Origin of the sequence: Hydrogenophaga sp. (genome assembly GCF_011390835.1) — a bacterium.
Lineage (GTDB): Bacteria > Pseudomonadota > Gammaproteobacteria > Burkholderiales > Burkholderiaceae_C > Hydrogenophaga.
Genome location: NZ_JAABRQ010000002.1, coordinates 31,728 through 46,973, shown reverse-complemented (window position 1 = coordinate 46,973; position 15,246 = coordinate 31,728). Strand labels below are relative to the sequence as shown.

At 64.9% G+C, this 15,246-nt stretch carries 19 protein-coding genes; 4 read left to right on the top strand and 15 right to left on the bottom strand.

The features are described 5' to 3' along the window. The first annotated feature begins 9 nt into the window (after positions 1-9). On the top strand, positions 10-642 hold the full coding sequence (locus GPT34_RS02170) for a chromate transporter (protein ID WP_291009203.1): 633 nt from the start codon (positions 10-12) through the stop codon (positions 640-642). Continuing rightward, positions 639-1,235 (top strand): chromate transporter, encoded by a 597-nt coding sequence (locus tag GPT34_RS02165; protein WP_291009200.1) that lies wholly within the window; start codon positions 639-641, stop codon positions 1,233-1,235. Before GPT34_RS02170 ends, GPT34_RS02165 begins: the two co-directional genes overlap by 4 nt. Before the next feature lie 6 nt (positions 1,236-1,241). Here the strand turns inward: GPT34_RS02165 and GPT34_RS02160 are convergent, their stop codons facing one another. The 5 genes from GPT34_RS02160 to GPT34_RS02140 all read right to left on the bottom strand — a co-directional run bounded on the left by GPT34_RS02160 (position 1,242) and on the right by GPT34_RS02140 (position 4,573). After that, positions 1,242-1,583, bottom strand: a complete 342-nt coding sequence (locus GPT34_RS02160; protein WP_291009197.1) for a hypothetical protein — start codon at positions 1,581-1,583, stop codon at positions 1,242-1,244. After that, positions 1,580-2,323, bottom strand: coding sequence for an NAD-dependent deacylase (locus tag GPT34_RS02155; RefSeq protein WP_291009194.1), 744 nt, complete (start codon positions 2,321-2,323; stop codon positions 1,580-1,582). The genes GPT34_RS02160 and GPT34_RS02155 overlap by 4 nt, the downstream gene beginning before the upstream one ends. Further along, a complete protein-coding gene (rlmB, locus tag GPT34_RS02150) occupies positions 2,316-3,059 on the bottom strand; it encodes a 23S rRNA (guanosine(2251)-2'-O)-methyltransferase RlmB (RefSeq protein ID WP_291009191.1) in 744 nt (247 codons plus the stop codon). Before rlmB ends, GPT34_RS02155 begins: the two co-directional genes overlap by 8 nt. A gap of 44 nt (positions 3,060-3,103) precedes the next feature. Beyond that, positions 3,104-3,811: a toll/interleukin-1 receptor domain-containing protein gene (locus GPT34_RS02145; protein ID WP_291009187.1), complete on the bottom strand. Its 708-nt coding sequence runs from the start codon at positions 3,809-3,811 to the stop codon at positions 3,104-3,106. A 63-nt stretch (positions 3,812-3,874) separates the two neighbouring features. Then, entirely contained in the window at positions 3,875-4,573 is a 699-nt protein-coding gene (locus GPT34_RS02140) for an ATP-binding cassette domain-containing protein (RefSeq protein ID WP_291009184.1), read from the bottom strand. Here GPT34_RS02140 and GPT34_RS02135 point away from each other — a divergent pair. Next, positions 4,544-5,263: an arylesterase gene (locus GPT34_RS02135; protein WP_291009181.1), complete on the top strand. Its 720-nt coding sequence runs from the start codon at positions 4,544-4,546 to the stop codon at positions 5,261-5,263. The two genes, GPT34_RS02140 and GPT34_RS02135, sit on opposite strands and share 30 nt — an antisense overlap. A 51-nt stretch (positions 5,264-5,314) precedes the next feature. Continuing rightward, positions 5,315-6,382: a tRNA 2-selenouridine(34) synthase MnmH gene (gene mnmH / locus GPT34_RS02130; RefSeq protein ID WP_291009178.1), complete on the top strand. Its 1,068-nt coding sequence runs from the start codon at positions 5,315-5,317 to the stop codon at positions 6,380-6,382. Here the strand turns inward: mnmH and GPT34_RS02125 are convergent. The 10 genes from GPT34_RS02125 to hfq all read right to left on the bottom strand — a co-directional run bounded on the left by GPT34_RS02125 (position 6,379) and on the right by hfq (position 15,241). After that, entirely contained in the window at positions 6,379-6,573 is a 195-nt protein-coding gene (locus tag GPT34_RS02125) for a hypothetical protein (RefSeq protein ID WP_291009175.1), read from the bottom strand. The genes mnmH and GPT34_RS02125 overlap by 4 nt on opposite strands. A gap of 30 nt (positions 6,574-6,603) precedes the next feature. Further along, positions 6,604-7,788 (bottom strand): PLP-dependent transferase, encoded by a 1,185-nt coding sequence (locus GPT34_RS02120; protein WP_291009172.1) that lies wholly within the window; start codon positions 7,786-7,788, stop codon positions 6,604-6,606. A 97-nt stretch (positions 7,789-7,885) separates the two neighbouring features. Next, positions 7,886-8,410 (bottom strand): phosphoribosyltransferase, encoded by a 525-nt coding sequence (locus tag GPT34_RS02115; RefSeq protein WP_291009169.1) that lies wholly within the window; start codon positions 8,408-8,410, stop codon positions 7,886-7,888. A gap of 60 nt (positions 8,411-8,470) precedes the next feature. After that, positions 8,471-9,859: an adenylosuccinate synthase gene (locus GPT34_RS02110; protein WP_291009166.1), complete on the bottom strand. Its 1,389-nt coding sequence runs from the start codon at positions 9,857-9,859 to the stop codon at positions 8,471-8,473. Positions 9,860-9,872: 13 nt separating this feature from the next. Beyond that, positions 9,873-11,033, bottom strand: a complete 1,161-nt coding sequence (locus tag GPT34_RS02105) for an ATP phosphoribosyltransferase regulatory subunit (protein WP_291009164.1) — start codon at positions 11,031-11,033, stop codon at positions 9,873-9,875. A 108-nt stretch (positions 11,034-11,141) separates the two neighbouring features. Continuing rightward, the gene (locus GPT34_RS02100) at positions 11,142-11,327 is read right to left on the bottom strand and encodes a DUF2065 family protein (protein ID WP_291009162.1); all 186 of its coding nucleotides are present in this window, start codon (positions 11,325-11,327) and stop codon (positions 11,142-11,144) included. A gap of 6 nt (positions 11,328-11,333) precedes the next feature. Next, entirely contained in the window at positions 11,334-12,227 is an 894-nt protein-coding gene (gene hflC / locus GPT34_RS02095) for a protease modulator HflC (protein ID WP_291009159.1), read from the bottom strand. 31 nt (positions 12,228-12,258) lie between these two features. Continuing rightward, positions 12,259-13,665: an FtsH protease activity modulator HflK gene (gene hflK, locus GPT34_RS02090; protein WP_291009157.1), complete on the bottom strand. Its 1,407-nt coding sequence runs from the start codon at positions 13,663-13,665 to the stop codon at positions 12,259-12,261. Positions 13,666-13,719: 54 nt separating this feature from the next. After that, the gene (gene hflX, locus GPT34_RS02085; RefSeq protein WP_291009154.1) at positions 13,720-14,904 is read right to left on the bottom strand and encodes a GTPase HflX; all 1,185 of its coding nucleotides are present in this window, start codon (positions 14,902-14,904) and stop codon (positions 13,720-13,722) included. A 64-nt stretch (positions 14,905-14,968) separates the two neighbouring features. Continuing rightward, on the bottom strand, positions 14,969-15,241 hold the full coding sequence (gene hfq, locus GPT34_RS02080) for an RNA chaperone Hfq (RefSeq protein WP_291009151.1): 273 nt from the start codon (positions 15,239-15,241) through the stop codon (positions 14,969-14,971). Positions 15,242-15,246: the final 5 nt, after the last annotated feature.

The following is a 15,246-nucleotide window of genomic DNA, read 5'->3' as shown; positions in this document are numbered from 1 at the left end:
CGCTCCACCATGGCCCTCGAACCGCCCCTGCCCGGGTCCGCGGCCAGCGTAGACGACGCGCCCCTGGCGGTACCCGACTCGCTAAGCGACCTGTTCTGGTCCTTCACCCGGTTGGCGTTGCAAGGCTTCGGCGGCGTGCTGGCGGTGGTGCAGCGTGAAATGGTCGAGAAAAAGCGCTGGATGACACGCGAGCAGTTCGTGGAGGACTGGGCAGTGGCCCAGGTCATGCCCGGGCCCAACGTAGTCAACCTGTCACTGATGATTGGAGGGCGTCACTTCGGCCTGCCCGGCGCGCTCGCTGCGCTGGCCGGCATGCTTGCTGCCCCCTTGGTCGTGGTGTTGCTACTCGCCGCGCTTTACGGCCAGTTTGCCGACACCGCCAGCGCGCAAGGCGCGCTGCGAGGCATGGGTGCGGTGGCGGCCGGGCTGATCACGGCCACGGGAATCAAGCTGGTGGTGGCGTTGGGCAAAAACCCCATGGGCTTGCGGACCTGCGCGGCACTGGCATTAGTGACTTTTGTGGCGATTGCCCTGCTGCGCTGGAAGCTGGTGTGGGTGCTGCTGTGCGTGGGCGGCGCAGCCTGCCTCTGGGCCTACCGCCTGCTCGGCCTGCGGCCAGCGCTCGACAGGGCGAAACCATGACAGGCGCGGTGACCGCGATCGACTGGCTGGCGGTGTTCAGCCATTTCGCTTCGCTCTCGCTGCTGGCCGTGGGTGGCGCCATCACCACCGCGCCCGACATGCACCGCTACCTGGTCACGCAGCAGGCCTGGCTAAGCGACGCCCAGTTCACCGCCTCCATCGCCTTGTCGCAGGCCGCGCCGGGACCAAATGTGTTGTTCATCGCATTGCTGGGCTGGAACCTCGGGTTAAACGCCGGCGGTGGCGCGGCGGCTGGTTGGCTGGCCTGGGGCCTGGCCCTTCTGGGAGTGGTGGTCAGCATGACGGCCACTCTACTGCCTTCGTCGGTACTGACCTACACCGCCACGCGCTGGGCGCATCAACATCGCGAGCGGCGTACGGTGCGAGCCTTCAAAGCCGGCATGGCACCGATCGTGATCGCGCTGCTGATCGCCACCGGCTGGCTGCTGACCGCAGCCCACGATCAGCCCACGAGCGACTGGCCGCTGTACCTGCTCACCGCCGCAGCGACGCTGCTGGTCTGGCGCACGCGCATACACCTGCTGTGGCTGATTGGCGCCGGCGCCCTTCTGGGTGCAATCGGCTGGGTTTAAAGCGGCTCAGCGCGGATTTTCGAAAAATACCGCGTTCGTGTAGTCGCTGATCTCGAAGTACACCTTCTTCTCGCCGGGATCGACCTGCATGTTCAGGTTTTCGTCGAGCACGCCGTAGCCGTAGCGGTAGGCGCGCGGCGTCTTGTCGCCAGTGCCCAGCGCGGTGCTGATCTTGTCGACTTTCAGGAAACGGCGCACCACCTTGTCGCCGGCATACACCTCCAGCACGCCGTTGGTGCCGGTCCAGTTCTGGATGTCCCGGCTGATCTGGTTCTGCTGCTCCTGGGTGCAGGCCGACAGCAGAATGGTGATCAGGGCCAGGGGAAGAAGGCAGGTAGAACGGTTCATGAATTTTCCAGCAGGTGTGGCAAACATTGTGCCGCAGGCTCGCGCAGGCAGGCATCGGCCACTGCATCGAGGTCGGACGGCTCGGGATTGACGATGACCACCCGGGCGCCGCGCTGGTGGGCCGTGAATGCCAGGCCCGCGGCCGGGTAGACCACGCCGGAGGTACCCACCACCAGCATCAGGTCACAGTCCTGGGCGGCGGCCTCGGCCGCGGCAAACGCCGGGCCTGGCAGCGATTCACCGAACCACACCACCGAGGGGCGGCGCTGGTTGCCGCAAACAGGGCAGCTCGGCGGCTCGCCAGACTGGATCGGCTCAGTGTGGCAACAGGTCCTGGGCAGGTCGAGCCAGTGGTCGTCCAGCAGGCTGCCGTGCAAGGCAATCGTGTCGGCCAGGCCAGCCCGCTGGTGCAGGCCGTCAACGTTCTGAGTGATCAGCGTCAGGCGGCCGGGGTGGCGCAGTGCAAACGCCGCCAGCGCGCAGTGGCCAGCGTTGGGCTGCACCTGCGCCAACGCCTCTCGCCGGTGCGCGTACCAGGCCCAGACACGCTGCGGATGAGCGCGGAAGGCCGTTTCGGTGGCCAGCTCCTCTGGATTGAACCGGGCCCACAGGCCGGTGAGCGCATCCCTGAAAGTTGGCACACCCGACTCGGCGCTCATGCCCGCTCCGCTCAGCACCGTGATGCGCGGCGCCTCGACGATCCACTGACGCACCTGGGACCGCAGGGCGGCATCAACCACGCTGGCGCAGCGCTTCGTAGAGGCAGACGCCGCTGGCCACCGATACGTTCAGGCTTTCCACCGCGCCGCGCATGGGGATACTCACCAGCTGGTCGCAAGTCTTGCGTGTGAGCTGACGCATGCCCTGCCCCTCGGCACCCAGCACCAGCGCGGTCGGACCGCGCAGATCAACCTGATACAGGGTCTGCGACGCATCGTCGCTGGTGCCGGTGATCCAGATGCTGCGCTCCTTGAGCTCACCCAGTGTGCGTGCCAGGTTGGTCACCATGAAGTAAGGCATGGTCTCGGCGGCACCGCTGGCCACCTTGGCCACCGTGGCGTTGATACCGGCCGCGTGGTCCTTGGGTGCGATCACCGCGTGAGCGCCTGCCCCATCGGCCACGCGCAGGCAGGCACCCAGGTTGTGTGGATCGGTAATGCCGTCGAGCACCAGCAGAAGCGGCGCCGTGCTCGCCGCTTCCAGGTCCTCCAACAAAGTGTCGAGTGAATGAATCTGCTCGACCGCCTGCACCCGGGCCGCAACGCCCTGATGACCATGGCTGCCCGCGAGTTTGGCCAGCCGCAGGCCATCGGACTCGATCAGTCGCACATTGGCCTCTTTGGCTCGCTCCAGAAACTGGCGCATGCGCGCGTCGCGACGGGTCGGCTCGAAATAGATCTCGACAATGGAGGCTGGCGCGGTTTTCAGGCGCACGCCGACGGCATGGAAGCCAAACAGGACTTTGGAAGCAGACATGCAGCGATTATCCCGTGGCCATGGCCGTACCGGCCCAGACACCGTCAGAACAGGCGCTGGATTTCCTGCCAGGTGGTGTCAATCAGTCGGCCCATGACCCGATTGGCTCCCGGACCACCCAGGGCGCGCACGCCGATGTAGACCGCAGCGCCCAGCGCCACCAGACCAGCGACACGGCGCAACAACGAGCTCAGCCAGCGCACAAACCCGGATGGCAGCGCTCGACGGGCTGGCGCTGCGGGCTCTCGGCTCTTGGCTGCCGGCCTGGCGCTCTGAGCTCGCGCCTTGGCGAGCCGAGGTACCCGCTCGCTCAGTGCATCGCACAGGGCCCGCATGTCATCGGGCCAGCGATGATCGGACAGGGACAGAGCCTGAAATCGCGCCAGGCCTTGCAACGAGCCAGGTAATTGGGTGGCCGTGGGCATGGGCACCCCCGCCACCAGCAAGGGAATCACCGGCATGCCGCTGGACAGCGACCACTCGATCTCGCGTCGGACCCAGTCTCCGGGCTGATCCAGCCGACGGGCGCCACTGGCATCCTGGATGTCGAGCCAGTGCCGGCCGATCACCACCAGAGAGGCATCGGCAGCGCGCAGCTGGTGCTCGATGTGGTCTGCAAAATCGGCGCCGGGCGGGATCTCGCGGTCCCGGAACACCAGGTCGTCACCAAAGCACTGTGCCAGATCGTGCTCCAGCCGCCCGGCGAAGCCCTGACTGTCGTCCCGCCGGTAGCTGATGAAAATGCCGCCCATGGTGCGAGCCTAACGGCCCACCGGGCGATGTGCAATCGTCGGGACGGCGATGGTCTCGCTAGACTAAGGCGCCATGGACGGGCTGCTGGCGTCAGCCACCACCTCGCCAGCCTCGATGGTAATGCGGTGCTCGCAGCGCGCGGCGATGGCGCGATCATGCGTCACCATCACCAGCGTGGTGTGCTGTTCGCGGTTGAGTTCGAACATCAGCTCCATGATGGTGTTGCCAGTGGCGAAGTCGAGGCTACCGGTGGGCTCGTCGGCCAACAACACTGCGGGCTGCACCACGAAGGCACGCGCCAGCGCCACGCGCTGCTGCTCACCACCAGAGAGCACCTTAGGGTAACTCGCCAAGCGCTCGCCCAAGCCCACGCGTTGCAACATCTGCGTGGCTGCGGCACGCGCGTCGCGCCGACCGGCCAGCTCTAGCGGCAGCATCACGTTTTCCAGCGCCGTCAAATTGCCCAGCAACTGGAAACTCTGGAACACAAAGCCGACCTTTTGCGCGCGCAAGGCGGCGCGCTGGTCTTCGTCGAAGGCGAACAGGTCGACACCATCGATGTGAACTGTTCCGCTGCTCGGGGTATCCAACCCTGCAATGATGGACAGCAGAGTGCTCTTGCCCGAGCCGGAAGCTCCCACGATGGCCGCGGTTTCCCCTTTGTTTAGGGTGAAATCGATATCGCGCAGAATCGTGAGTGAGCCGGTCGAATCGGTCACGGTCTTGAACACATGCTGCACCGCAATCATCACATCGGACATGGAAAGACTTCTCTGTTGAAACGACGTCACTTTACCGCGCTCGCCCTGCTCGCTGGCTCGCTGGGGTCTTCGGGCCTGGTGCTGGCTCAATACACCGCCCGTGCCACCGCAGCACCCTCGGCCGGCAAGCCGGGTGCGCCCATCATTCTGGTGGTCGGCGATTCGCTCAGCGCCGAATACGGGCTCAAGCGCGGCACCGGCTGGGTCGCGCTGCTGGAGCTCCAGCTGCAGGAAGGAAAACACCCGCACCAGGTGGTCAACGCCAGCATCAGCGGCGACACCACCTCGGGCGGTCGTTCGCGGCTGCCCGCCCTGCTGAAGCAGCACCAGCCCGCCATCGTGATCATCGAGCTCGGCGGCAACGACGCGCTGCGGGGCCTACCGCTCAACATGACACGCGACAACCTCGCCACCATGGCGCGTCAGTCGCGCGCGGCCGGTGCCAAGGTGCTGCTGCTGGGCATGGAAATGCCGCCCAACTACGGCGCCCGCTACGGCCAGGAGTTTCGCGAGCTCTACACCACCGTGGCCCAAGAGCAAAAAACGGCGCTGTTGCCGTTTTTCCTGAAAGGCGTGGGCGATCTGGCCGATCCCACCCGGCTGTTCCAGTCCGACCGCATCCACCCCAACGAGAGGGCGCAGCCCATCATGCTGGGCAATGTCTGGCCCGAGCTCAAGAAACTGCTCTGATCGAAGCCCGCGGCTCGGCTGACGCTCATCGCCGCGCGGGATAATCGGTGCATGCCCGTGCACACCCTCCCCGCCGCCGAAGCCCTCCGGCGACTCGCCGACTTCGACACCCTGATCGACGCGCGTTCCGAAGACGAATTTGCGCTCGACCACCTGCCCGGGGCCATCAACTGGCCCTCGCTGGACAACGCCGAGCGCATCGCCATCGGCACGATGTACAAGCAAGTCAATGCCTTCGAGGCCAAGAAACGCGGCGCGGCGCTGGCGGCGCGCAACATCGCCGAGCACATCGAGCGCGAGGTGATCGACAAACCTCGCGGCTGGAAGCCGCTCGTGTACTGCTGGCGCGGCGGCAACCGCAGCGGCGCGCTGGCCACCATTCTTGGCGCCATCGGCTTTCATGTGACGCTGGTCGACGGCGGCTACAAGGCCTGGCGAGCCGCCCTGGTCGACGACCTGCCCCGCTTGGCTGAGCGGCTGAGCTACCGCGTCGTCTGCGGGCCCACTGGATCGGGCAAGACCCGCCTGCTGCAGGCGCTGTCGGCACAGGGCGCTCAGGTGCTGGATCTCGAAGACCTGGCCAACCACCGCAGCTCGGTGCTGGGCCACATCCCGGGTCTGCCGCAACCGAGCCAGAAAGGTTTCGATTCCCTGATCTGGAATGCTTTGCGCGGCTTCGATCCGGCGCGCGTGGTCTATGTGGAAGCGGAAAGCAAGAAGGTCGGCAATGTGCGCGTGCCGGACGCGCTGATCAACGCCATGCGCGCCAGCCCATGCCTGGACCTGCGGCTTTCAGACGACGAGCGCGTAGCGTTGCTGCTGGAGGACTACGACTTCTTTGTCACCGATCCGGCCCATTTTTGCCAGCGGCTGGACGCGCTGACCGAGTTGCGGGGCAAGAATGTTGTGCAGGAATGGCAGGCCCGGGTGATGGCGGGTGACACACCGTCGGTCGTGCTGGCGCTGCTGACGCAGCACTACGACCCGATGTACGCCGCGTCGATCCGGCGCAATTTCAGACACCATGCCGATGCGCAGCCCTGCGTTCTGCAAGACCGCTCGGCTGGCGCCTTGACGGCGCTGGCGACTCGGCTGATCGCCAGCGAAACCACCGTTTAATCGGTACCGTCTCCGCCCTCACCGGGTGTGGCGGGCTGGGCACCGGGCGCCTGCGCACCATCGTCGGCGGGTGCATCGTCCGCCTCGTTGTAAGGCTTGCCCGCCGCCTTGGCACGCAGCTTCTCCTCCTTCTTTTTCTTCTTGGCCAGCTCGCGCTGGCGTTTTTCGTATCCGTAATTGGGAGTGGCCAAAACAGTCTTTCTGTCTGAGGGTTGAAAAAATCAGTCGGTCAGCGCCTGCAGCGCCTGGGCAAGATCGGCCTGCAGGTCATCGGGAGCTTCCAGGCCGACCGCAAAGCGCACCAAGCCGCCCCGGTGGGGCCAGGGCTTGGTGCGAATGGAGGGCATGTTGTAGGGCGCACAGAGGCTGATCGGCCCGGCCCAGCTCCAGCCGAGCTTGAACAAAGCCAGCCTATCGCAAAACGCATCGATCTGCACCTGGCTGAAGCGTTCGTCGAAGGCCGCGCTGAACAGGCAGGCGGCGGCGGTGGCATCGCGCTGCCAGGTGGCGTGGCCCGGCGAGCTGGGCAAGGCCGGATGAAACACCTGGCTCACGCCGGGCTGCTGGGCCATCCAGGTGGCCAGTTGCCGGGTGGTGACATCCTGTGCGTGGTAGCGCAGCGCCATGCTGGGCAAGCCCCGCAAGACCAGTTCGGCGTCGTTGGCGCCCACGTTGAGGCCCAGGCGCATGTGGCACAAAAGCACCTGCTGGTGCAGCGCCTCGTCCCTCGTCACCACCGAACCCATGAGCACGTCAGCGCCGCCGCTCGGGTATTTGGTGAGCGCCTGCATGGACACGTCCACGCCCAGATCAAAAGCGTTGAACGCAATGCCCGCGCCCCAGGTATTGTCCAGCACGGTGACGATGGCGCGCTCGCGCCCGGCGTTGGCAGCACGCACCACGTCGACCAGCGCGGGGATGTCGGGATATTCCAGGGTGATCGAGCCCGGCGCCTCCAGCCATACCAGTCGCGTCGCGGGTGAAATCTTGCGCGCCAGATCGGCCGGGTTCTGCGAGTCGTAGTAGCGGTGGGTGATGCCCCAGCCCGCCAGCTCACCGGCGGCAAACGCCTTGCCCGGGCCATAGGCGTTGTCCGGAATCAGCAGCTCGTCGCCCTGACGCAAAAAGGCCATGTCGACCAGGGACACCGCCGACAGCCCACTGGGCGCCAGCACACAATAACGCCCACCCTCGATGGTGGCGATGCGCTCTTCCAGCGTGAACGTGGTCGGCGTGCCGTGCAGGCCGTAGGTGTAGCCGCTCTTGTCTTTCCACTCCTGGCTGCGCAGCGCGTGCACGCTCGGAAAGATGACGGTCGAAGCTTTGTGAACCGCAGGCGGCAAGGCCTCAAATCCCGCGGGGGGCTTGTAGGGGTGGTGAATGAGCTGGGTGGAGAGCTTGCGCATCGGCATCAAAGAGTTTTCGGCGACGGGCCGCCCCAAGCCGAAACGCGTCCCCTCGTGAGGAAGCGACCCGCAGAGCGGTGGAGCGTGGGGGTCATCCTCACAATTGCCATTTTTCGAGCAGTTGCGCGGGCCGCAGGCTGTCATAGCCTTCAAACGGCTGGTGGATCCAGGGGTTGGTGGGCAGGAACTCGACCGAATAGTCTGGCGTGAAGCTGGAGAGCTGCTTGGTCCAGATCACTGCGCTGCGCAGTTCGGTGATGGGGGCATAGTTGTTTTTCAGCAGGTCGATCACCGCCTTGAGCGTGTGGCCAGAGTCGGCCAGATCGTCCACCAGCAGCACCTTGCCCGCGATCTCCCCCTTGGGCGTGGTGATGTAGCGCGCAATGTCCAGATTGCCCTGCTCGGTGCCGGCGTTGGCCCGGTAGGAGCTGGTGGACATGATGGCCAGCGGCACGTCGAAGATGCGAGAGAGGATGTCACCCGGCCGCATGCCTCCGCGCGCCAGGCACAGGATGGTGTCGAACTGCCATTCCGATTGGTAGACCTTGAGTGCGAGCTTTTCGATGAGGTTGTGGTACTCGTCGTAGGACACGTACAGGTGTTTGCCGTCTTCGGTCAGCATGGGCGCTCCATGGGGTGGTCGGTTGGGGATGGTGCAGGAACAGCGTGGCGCGCTGGCGCCTCAGGCATGGTAAGGGTGGCGAACCAGGATGGTGTGGTCGCGGTCCGGACTGGTTGACACCACGTGCACCGGCACGCCGGTGGTTTCTTCGATGCGCTTGAGGTAGCGGCGTGCGTTCTCAGGCAGATCGTCAAACTGCGTCACGCCCACCGAAGAGTCGGTCCAGCCTGGCAGGGTTTCGTAGATCGGCTTGCAACGGGCAATGTCTTCCGCGCCCATGGGCAGGATGTCGATGGTTTCACCGTCCAGCTCGTAGCCAACGCACAGTTTGAGCTCAGTCAGGCCGTCGAGCACGTCGAGCTTGGTGATGCACAGACCGGTGAGACCATTGACCTGGGCCGAGCGCTTGAGCAGTGCCGAGTCGAACCAGCCGCAGCGGCGGCTGCGCCCTGTGGTCACACCCTTTTCGGCGCCCACCGTGGCCATGTGCCAGCCGGGTGTGCCCTCCTTTTCCCACTCCAGCTCGGTCGGGAACGGTCCACCGCCCACCCGTGTGCAATAGGCCTTGGTGATGCCGAGCACATAGTGCAACAGGCTGGGACCCACGCCCGCACCCGCTGAGGCGTTGCCAGCCACGCAGTTGCTGGAGGTCACGAAGGGGTAGGTTCCATGGTCGATGTCGAGCAACGTGCCCTGGGCGCCTTCGAACAGCAGGTTGACGCCCGCGCGGTGCGCCTCGTTGAGCTCGCGCGACACGTCGGCGATCATGGGTTTGAGCAGCTCGGCCTGGACCATGGCCTCGTCATAGACCGCCTCGAACTGGATTTCGCCATTCTTCATGTAAGCAGCGATTTTTTCGTCCCACACCATGTCGGCCGAGTGCAGGTAGCTCACCAGCAGGTGGTTGTGGAGGTCGAGCAGCTCGCGCAGCTTGGCGGCAAAACGCTCGGGGTATTTGAGATCCTGCACGCGCAGCGCACGGCGAGCGATCTTGTCTTCATAGGCCGGGCCAATGCCGCGGCCCGTGGTGCCGATCTTCTCGGTGCCAGCCTTGACCTTGGCCGCCTCACGCGCGATGTCGATCGCCGCGTGAAACGGCAATATGAGAGGACAGGCTTCAGAGATTCGCAGCCGCGAGCGCACCTCGACACCTGCATTCTCCAGCCCGGCGATCTCTTCAAACAGCTTGCCCACCGACAGGACCACACCGTTGCCGATGTAGCACTTCACACCAGCGCGCATGATGCCGCTGGGGATCAGGTGCAGCGCGGTCTTGACGCCGTTGATCACCAGCGTGTGGCCCGCGTTGTGGCCGCCCTGAAACCGAACCACACCGCGCGCGGTCTCGGTCAGCCAGTCAACCAGTTTGCCCTTGCCTTCGTCACCCCACTGGGTGCCCACCACGACCACGTTGCGCCCAGGTACCACGGCGCCGCTGTTTCTGTTCATCTGATCTTTCCGTTCAAAGAGGCTTCACTGTCCACGCTGAGGTGCTGTCCTGCACCAGTGCGCGATCGCAGCGGAATTCGTCAATTTCCTGTTCGTGCCCAGGCAAGGCACAGACCACTGTGTGTCCTTCGGCGCGCAAGGCAGCGATCGCGGCTCGCAAGCCAGCGTCCACCCCCCAGGGCGCGCGGATCGCAGCGCGCAAGGGGTGAGGCGCCACCGCGCCCACCAGCTCTTTCAGATCGAGGCTGAAGCCAACCGCAGGCCGCTTGCGGCCAAACACCGCGCCGACTTCGTCGTACCGGCCTCCGCGCGCCAGCTCTTCAGGCTCACCCCCGCGTCCCGGTGCAAACAAGGCAAACCGCATGCCGGTGTAATAGGCATAACCGCGCAGGTCGGCCAGATCGATGGATACCGCCATGCCGCTGACCTGAGACGCTAGCCAAGCCAGGCTGTCCAACGCCTGGTGCAAGGCCAGCGAGGGCTGCAGCAGCTCACGCGCCTGGGTCAACACGTCCAGCCCACCAAATAGCCGCGTAAGGGCCAGCAAGTCCTGGCGCACCCGGGCTGGCAGATCACGAGCGAGCTCATCGAGCGTGGCCACGTCCTTGATGGCGAGCGCAGCGTGGATGCGGGAAGTGCGAGTGGCGTCGAGCGCGGCGGGCGACAGTACGGCGTCGATCACGCGCACGTCAGCCAGGTCGAGCTGCAAGTGCGCCACTCCTGCGGCCTGAAGGCAGGCACGGGCCAGCTCCAGCACCTCAAGATCGGCCTCCAGCCCGGCATGGCCGAAGATCTCGGCACCAAACTGCAGTGGCTCGCGGCTGGCCAGTGGACGGTCAATGCGGGTGTGCACCACCGGGCCGCAATAGCTCAGGCGGGCCACGCCCTGGCGGTTGAGCAAATGGGCATCAATGCGCGCGACCTGTGGCGTGCTGTCGGCGCGCAGGCCCAGAGTGCGGCCCGAGAGCTGGTCTACCAGCTTGAAAGTCATGAGATCGAGCGCTTCACCGGTTCCGGTGAGCAGAGAATCGAGGTGCTCCACCAGCGGCGGCATCACCAGCTCGTAACCATAGCCGCGCGCCGTGTCCAGCAGGCCCCGGCGAAGTTCTTCGATGTGCCGGGCCTCGGACGGGAGGACATCGGCAATGTGGTCCGGCAGGACCCAGGCAGACATGGGCATGTTGGGCAGGCTGTTAAAACGGTGATTTTACCGGGCCGCCTCCCGTGCTTTTCGCCCGTTGACGGGACGCTGGGTGATCCAACCGCAGCGAATCCTTTTCTGTCAGGTCACGGCCCACCAGAGCAGCAGACCCGACAGCACACAACACAGTCCAAAAAACCGCACCTGCCCATCCTGCAGGCGGGTCATCTCGGCAAACACCCGACGCCAGAGCCCAGGTGCGACGAAGGGCAGCAGTCCTTCCAGGATCAGGACCAGCGCCAGCGCCGGCCACAGCAAATCGGCCATGACCGATCAGCGGGTGCTATTGGGATTGCTGCCGCGCAAGGCCTTGAAGAACTCAGACGAGGGATCGATCACCAGCACGTCGGACTTGCCAGAGAAACTGGCGCGATAGGCGTCCAGGCTGCGGTAGAACTGCGCAAATGCCGGATCGCGGCCGAAGGCGTCGGAGAAAAGGGCTGCGGCCTTAGCGTCACCCTCGCCTTTGATTTGCTGGGCGTCTCGGTAGGCCTCGGACACGATCACCTCGCGCTGGCGATCGGCATCTGCCCGGATCTTCTCGCCCTCGGCAAAGCCGGTCGACCTCAGTTCGTTGGCCACGCGCTTGCGCTCGGCCTCCATGCGGCGATAAACCTCACCGGTGATGCTCTCTGCGTAATCCACCCGGGTGATGCGCACATCCACCACGTCCATGCCCCATGGCTTCTCGGCGCCACGCACCGCCGCCAGCACTTGGTCTTTCACATCGGCCATGAGCTGTTCACGGCGGCTGGACAGCAGCTCGTTGACCGTGCGGCGGTTCACTTCCTGCTGGAACGAGTTGCGCACCACGCGGTTAAGCTGCAGCGCACCAGCGCGCTCGTTGATGCCCACATTTCGGATGTATTCCTGCGGCTCGCTGATGCGCCAGCGCACATACCAGTCGATAACCACCCGCTGCTTTTCGGCCGTCAGCATGGGCTCGGTGTCGGTGCTCTCCAGGGTGAGCAGGCGCTTGTCGATGTACGACACGTTCTGAAACGGCGGCGGTAGCTTGAAGTTCAGGCCGGGGTCGGTGACCACCTGCTTGATCTGTCCGAGCTGGAACACCACGCCGAATTGGCGCTGATCCACCACGAACAGCATGGAGCTGGCGATGGCAAGCGCCACCACGAGTGAAGTGAGGATGAAACCCAGTTTGTTCATATGCGTGACTCTCTGATCGCGTGTAGGAGCTTCAACGGCTCTCGCGCTCGCGCGAACGCGCGGCGGCATCGAGGCTTCGGCTGGCCGGCGTGGAAGCGGGTTGCGAGGCGGGCGGCGCGGACGTCGAAGCGGCACCCGCTGCAGCTGGCTGGCCGGTCATCTGCATGATCTTGTCCAACGGCAGGTAGAGCAGGTTGTTGCCCGCCTTGGAATCGATCAGCACCTTGGTGGTGTTGCTGTAGATCTCCTGCATGGCATCGATGTACAGGCGCTCGCGCGTCACTTGCGGCGCCTTCTGGTACTCGGCGAGCACCGAGCTGAAGCGCTGCGAATCACCTTCGGCCTGAGCCACGATGCGCGCGTTGTAACCGGCGGCCTCTTCGGTCAGACGCGAGGCTGCACCGCGGGCGCGCGGCACCACGTCGTTGGCGTAGGCCTGGGCTTCGTTTTTGGCGCGTTCGCGCTCCTGACCGGCCTTGAGCACATCGTCAAACGCCGCCTGCACCTGCTCGGGTGGTCGCACACCACCTTGCTGGAGGTTGATACCGACGATCTCGACACCCACCTTGTAGCGGTCCAGGATGGTCTGCATGAGGGCGCGCACGCGGGGCGCGATCTGATCGCGCTCTTCGGCCAGCGCCGCGTCCATCTTCATCTTGCCCACCACTTCGCGCACCGCCGTTTCGGCCACCTTGACCACCGACGCATCGGGGTCGCGGCTTTCAAACAGGAACGCTCGGGCATCGCTCAAGCGGTACTGGACCGCGAACTTGATCTCGACGATGTTTTCGTCTTCGGTCAGCATGCCCGACTCGCGCAGACCGGTCGCCGGCACGATGTTGTCGCGCCCTACGTCCACCGAGCGGATCTGGGTCACGAACACGGTTTCGTGGCGCTGCACCGGGTAGGGAAGCCGCCAGTTGAAACCGGCGCCCACTGTGCTGTGGTACTTGCCAAACTGGGTGATCACGGCCTGCTGACCTTCTTGCACGATGAAGAAGCCGGTACCGAGCCAAATCAGGGCGGCCACGCCCGCGATAAGCCCCGCGCCAATGCCGGTGGTTTTCGGGCTGGGGTTGAAACTGGGAATGCCGCCACCGCCTCCGCCCGCGCCGTTACCACCGCCACGTCCACCCTTGCCGCCCAGCAGACCACCGAGCTTGCGGTTGAAATCGCGCCAGAGCTCGTCGAGGTCAGGAGGTCCCTGGTTGGGGCCTTGACCACGCGGCCGCTGATCGCGGCTGGGTTTGGACTCTTCGTCAGGGCGCTTGCCGCCCTCTTCATCGGGCGCCTTGTCTTCGCGCGCACCATCGTCGCCGCGGCCCCAGCGGGGATCATTGAGGTTGAACACGCCCCACAGGTTGCTCCAGTGGCGGCGCGGGCTGTCAGGCGAACCCCGCTCAGCGTCGCGGGCAGGGGAAGGCAGATTCAAGTCCATGGATGACCAACTTTTGCTATGCATAAAAGGAACAGATGCCTACATTGTGCCCAATCAGGGCAGCACATTCTCGAAGTCGGGTCGTTGCCCCGGGGTATCTCCGGTTGATCCGCCCGCCGTGGCCAACACGCGTTGCGCCAACAAGGCCCTCAGCTCGGGCAGACCAGTGCCTTCGCGGGCACTGACGAAAATACGAGGCACGGTTTGCCCTTCGAGTTCCATCACATCGCTCAAGCGCTGCGGCATCCGGTCGGGCGCCATGGCGTCGAGCTTGTTGAACACCAGCACCTGCGGCACCTGATCGGCACCGATTTCCTTCAGCACCGACAGCACGGAAGCGATCTGCTCAGGATGCGACGGGTTGGATGCATCGACCACATGCAGCAACAGGTCGGCTTCGGTGGCCTCCTGCAGCGTGGCAGCAAAAGCGTCGACCAGGCCATGGGGCAGGTCTCGAATGAACCCCACTGTGTCGGACAGCGATACCGATCGCCCCGCTTCCCCCAGATACAGCTGGCGGGTGGTGGTATCGAGTGTGGCAAACAGCTGGTCGGCTGCGTAGGCGCGGGCTTTGACCAGGGCATTGAACAGGGAAGACTTGCCGGCGTTGGTGTAACCCACCAGCGAAATGGTGAAGGCGTCGCGCCGTTCGCGCTGGCGCCGCTGGGTGGCGCGCTGTTTCTTGAGCTTGACCAGCCGCTCCTTGGTGCGCTTGATGGCCTCGCCAATCATGCGACGGTCCAGCTCGATCTGGGTCTCGCCCGGGCCGCCTCGCATGCCGATGCCGCCGCTCTGGCGCTCCAGGTGGGACCAGCGCCGAACCAGACGGGTGGAGAGGTACTGCAGCCGGGCCAATTCAACTTGCAACTTGCCCTCGTGGCTGCGGGCGCGCTGGGCGAAGATCTCCAGGATCAGCAGCGTGCGGTCGTTCACCGGCATACCCATGAGGCGCTCGAGATTGCGTTGTTGCGCCGGGCTTAGGGCGTTGTCGAAGAGGATTTCGCTGGCGCCCGTTGACTGGGCCAACATCTGGATTTCTTCGGCTTTGCCCGAGCCGACGAACAAAGCCGGGTCAGGGGCTCGCCGCTTGCAAGCCACCCGCTCGGCTACTGCGTAGCCGGCAGTCTGTGCCAGCAGACCCAGCTCTTCCAGCGAAGCGTCAAATGGATCGCCACCAAAATCCACCCCGACCAGGATGACCGACGGGGGCGAAGTGGATGACGCAGATGGGGCGCTCAAAACCGCCTAACCGGCACGAGAAGCAGCCATTCGCCTATGGGCGAGGGGCCATGCTGCGACCGGGTCAAGACGCGGCAGGTTCTTCCGCACCGGCGGCGGCGGAGAACTGCACCGGGCGGCCCGGCACGATGGTGGAAATGGCGTGTTTGTAGACCATCTGCGTGACCGTGTTGCGCAGCAGCACCACGTACTGGTCGAACGATTCAATCTGGCCCTGCAACTTGATGCCGTTGACCAGGTAAATCGACACCGGCACATGCTCCCGGCGCAGCTGGTTCAGGAAGGGATCTTGCAAGAGCTGGCCTTTGTTGTTACTCACGATATGCTCCGTGTTCAAAGAAA

Excerpts from the sequence above, each read along its gene's own strand:
- GPT34_RS02145 (WP_291009187.1), bottom strand. The coding sequence starts at position 3,811 with ATGGGCGGCATTTTCATCAGCTACCGGCGGGACGACAGTCAGGGCTTC.
- GPT34_RS02100 (WP_291009162.1), bottom strand. The coding sequence starts at position 11,327 with ATGGCCGATTTGCTGTGGCCGGCGCTGGCGCTGGTCCTGATCCTGGAA.
- GPT34_RS02110 (WP_291009166.1), bottom strand. The coding sequence starts at position 9,859 with ATGAACAGAAACAGCGGCGCCGTGGTACCTGGGCGCAACGTGGTCGTG.
- GPT34_RS02140 (WP_291009184.1), bottom strand. The coding sequence starts at position 4,573 with ATGTCCGATGTGATGATTGCGGTGCAGCATGTGTTCAAGACCGTGACC.
- hflK (WP_291009157.1), bottom strand. The coding sequence starts at position 13,665 with ATGGACTTGAATCTGCCTTCCCCTGCCCGCGACGCTGAGCGGGGTTCG.
- GPT34_RS02120 (WP_291009172.1), bottom strand. The coding sequence starts at position 7,788 with ATGCGCAAGCTCTCCACCCAGCTCATTCACCACCCCTACAAGCCCCCC.
- GPT34_RS02165 (WP_291009200.1), top strand. The coding sequence starts at position 639 with ATGACAGGCGCGGTGACCGCGATCGACTGGCTGGCGGTGTTCAGCCAT.
- rlmB (WP_291009191.1), bottom strand. The coding sequence starts at position 3,059 with ATGTCTGCTTCCAAAGTCCTGTTTGGCTTCCATGCCGTCGGCGTGCGC.
- GPT34_RS02115 (WP_291009169.1), bottom strand. The coding sequence starts at position 8,410 with ATGCTGACCGAAGACGGCAAACACCTGTACGTGTCCTACGACGAGTAC.
- hflC (WP_291009159.1), bottom strand. The coding sequence starts at position 12,227 with ATGAACAAACTGGGTTTCATCCTCACTTCACTCGTGGTGGCGCTTGCC.
- GPT34_RS02135 (WP_291009181.1), top strand. The coding sequence starts at position 4,544 with ATGCTGCACCGCAATCATCACATCGGACATGGAAAGACTTCTCTGTTG.
- GPT34_RS02170 (WP_291009203.1), top strand. The coding sequence starts at position 10 with ATGGCCCTCGAACCGCCCCTGCCCGGGTCCGCGGCCAGCGTAGACGAC.
- GPT34_RS02105 (WP_291009164.1), bottom strand. The coding sequence starts at position 11,033 with ATGTCTGCCTGGGTCCTGCCGGACCACATTGCCGATGTCCTCCCGTCC.
- GPT34_RS02160 (WP_291009197.1), bottom strand. The coding sequence starts at position 1,583 with ATGAACCGTTCTACCTGCCTTCTTCCCCTGGCCCTGATCACCATTCTG.
- mnmH (WP_291009178.1), top strand. The coding sequence starts at position 5,315 with ATGCCCGTGCACACCCTCCCCGCCGCCGAAGCCCTCCGGCGACTCGCC.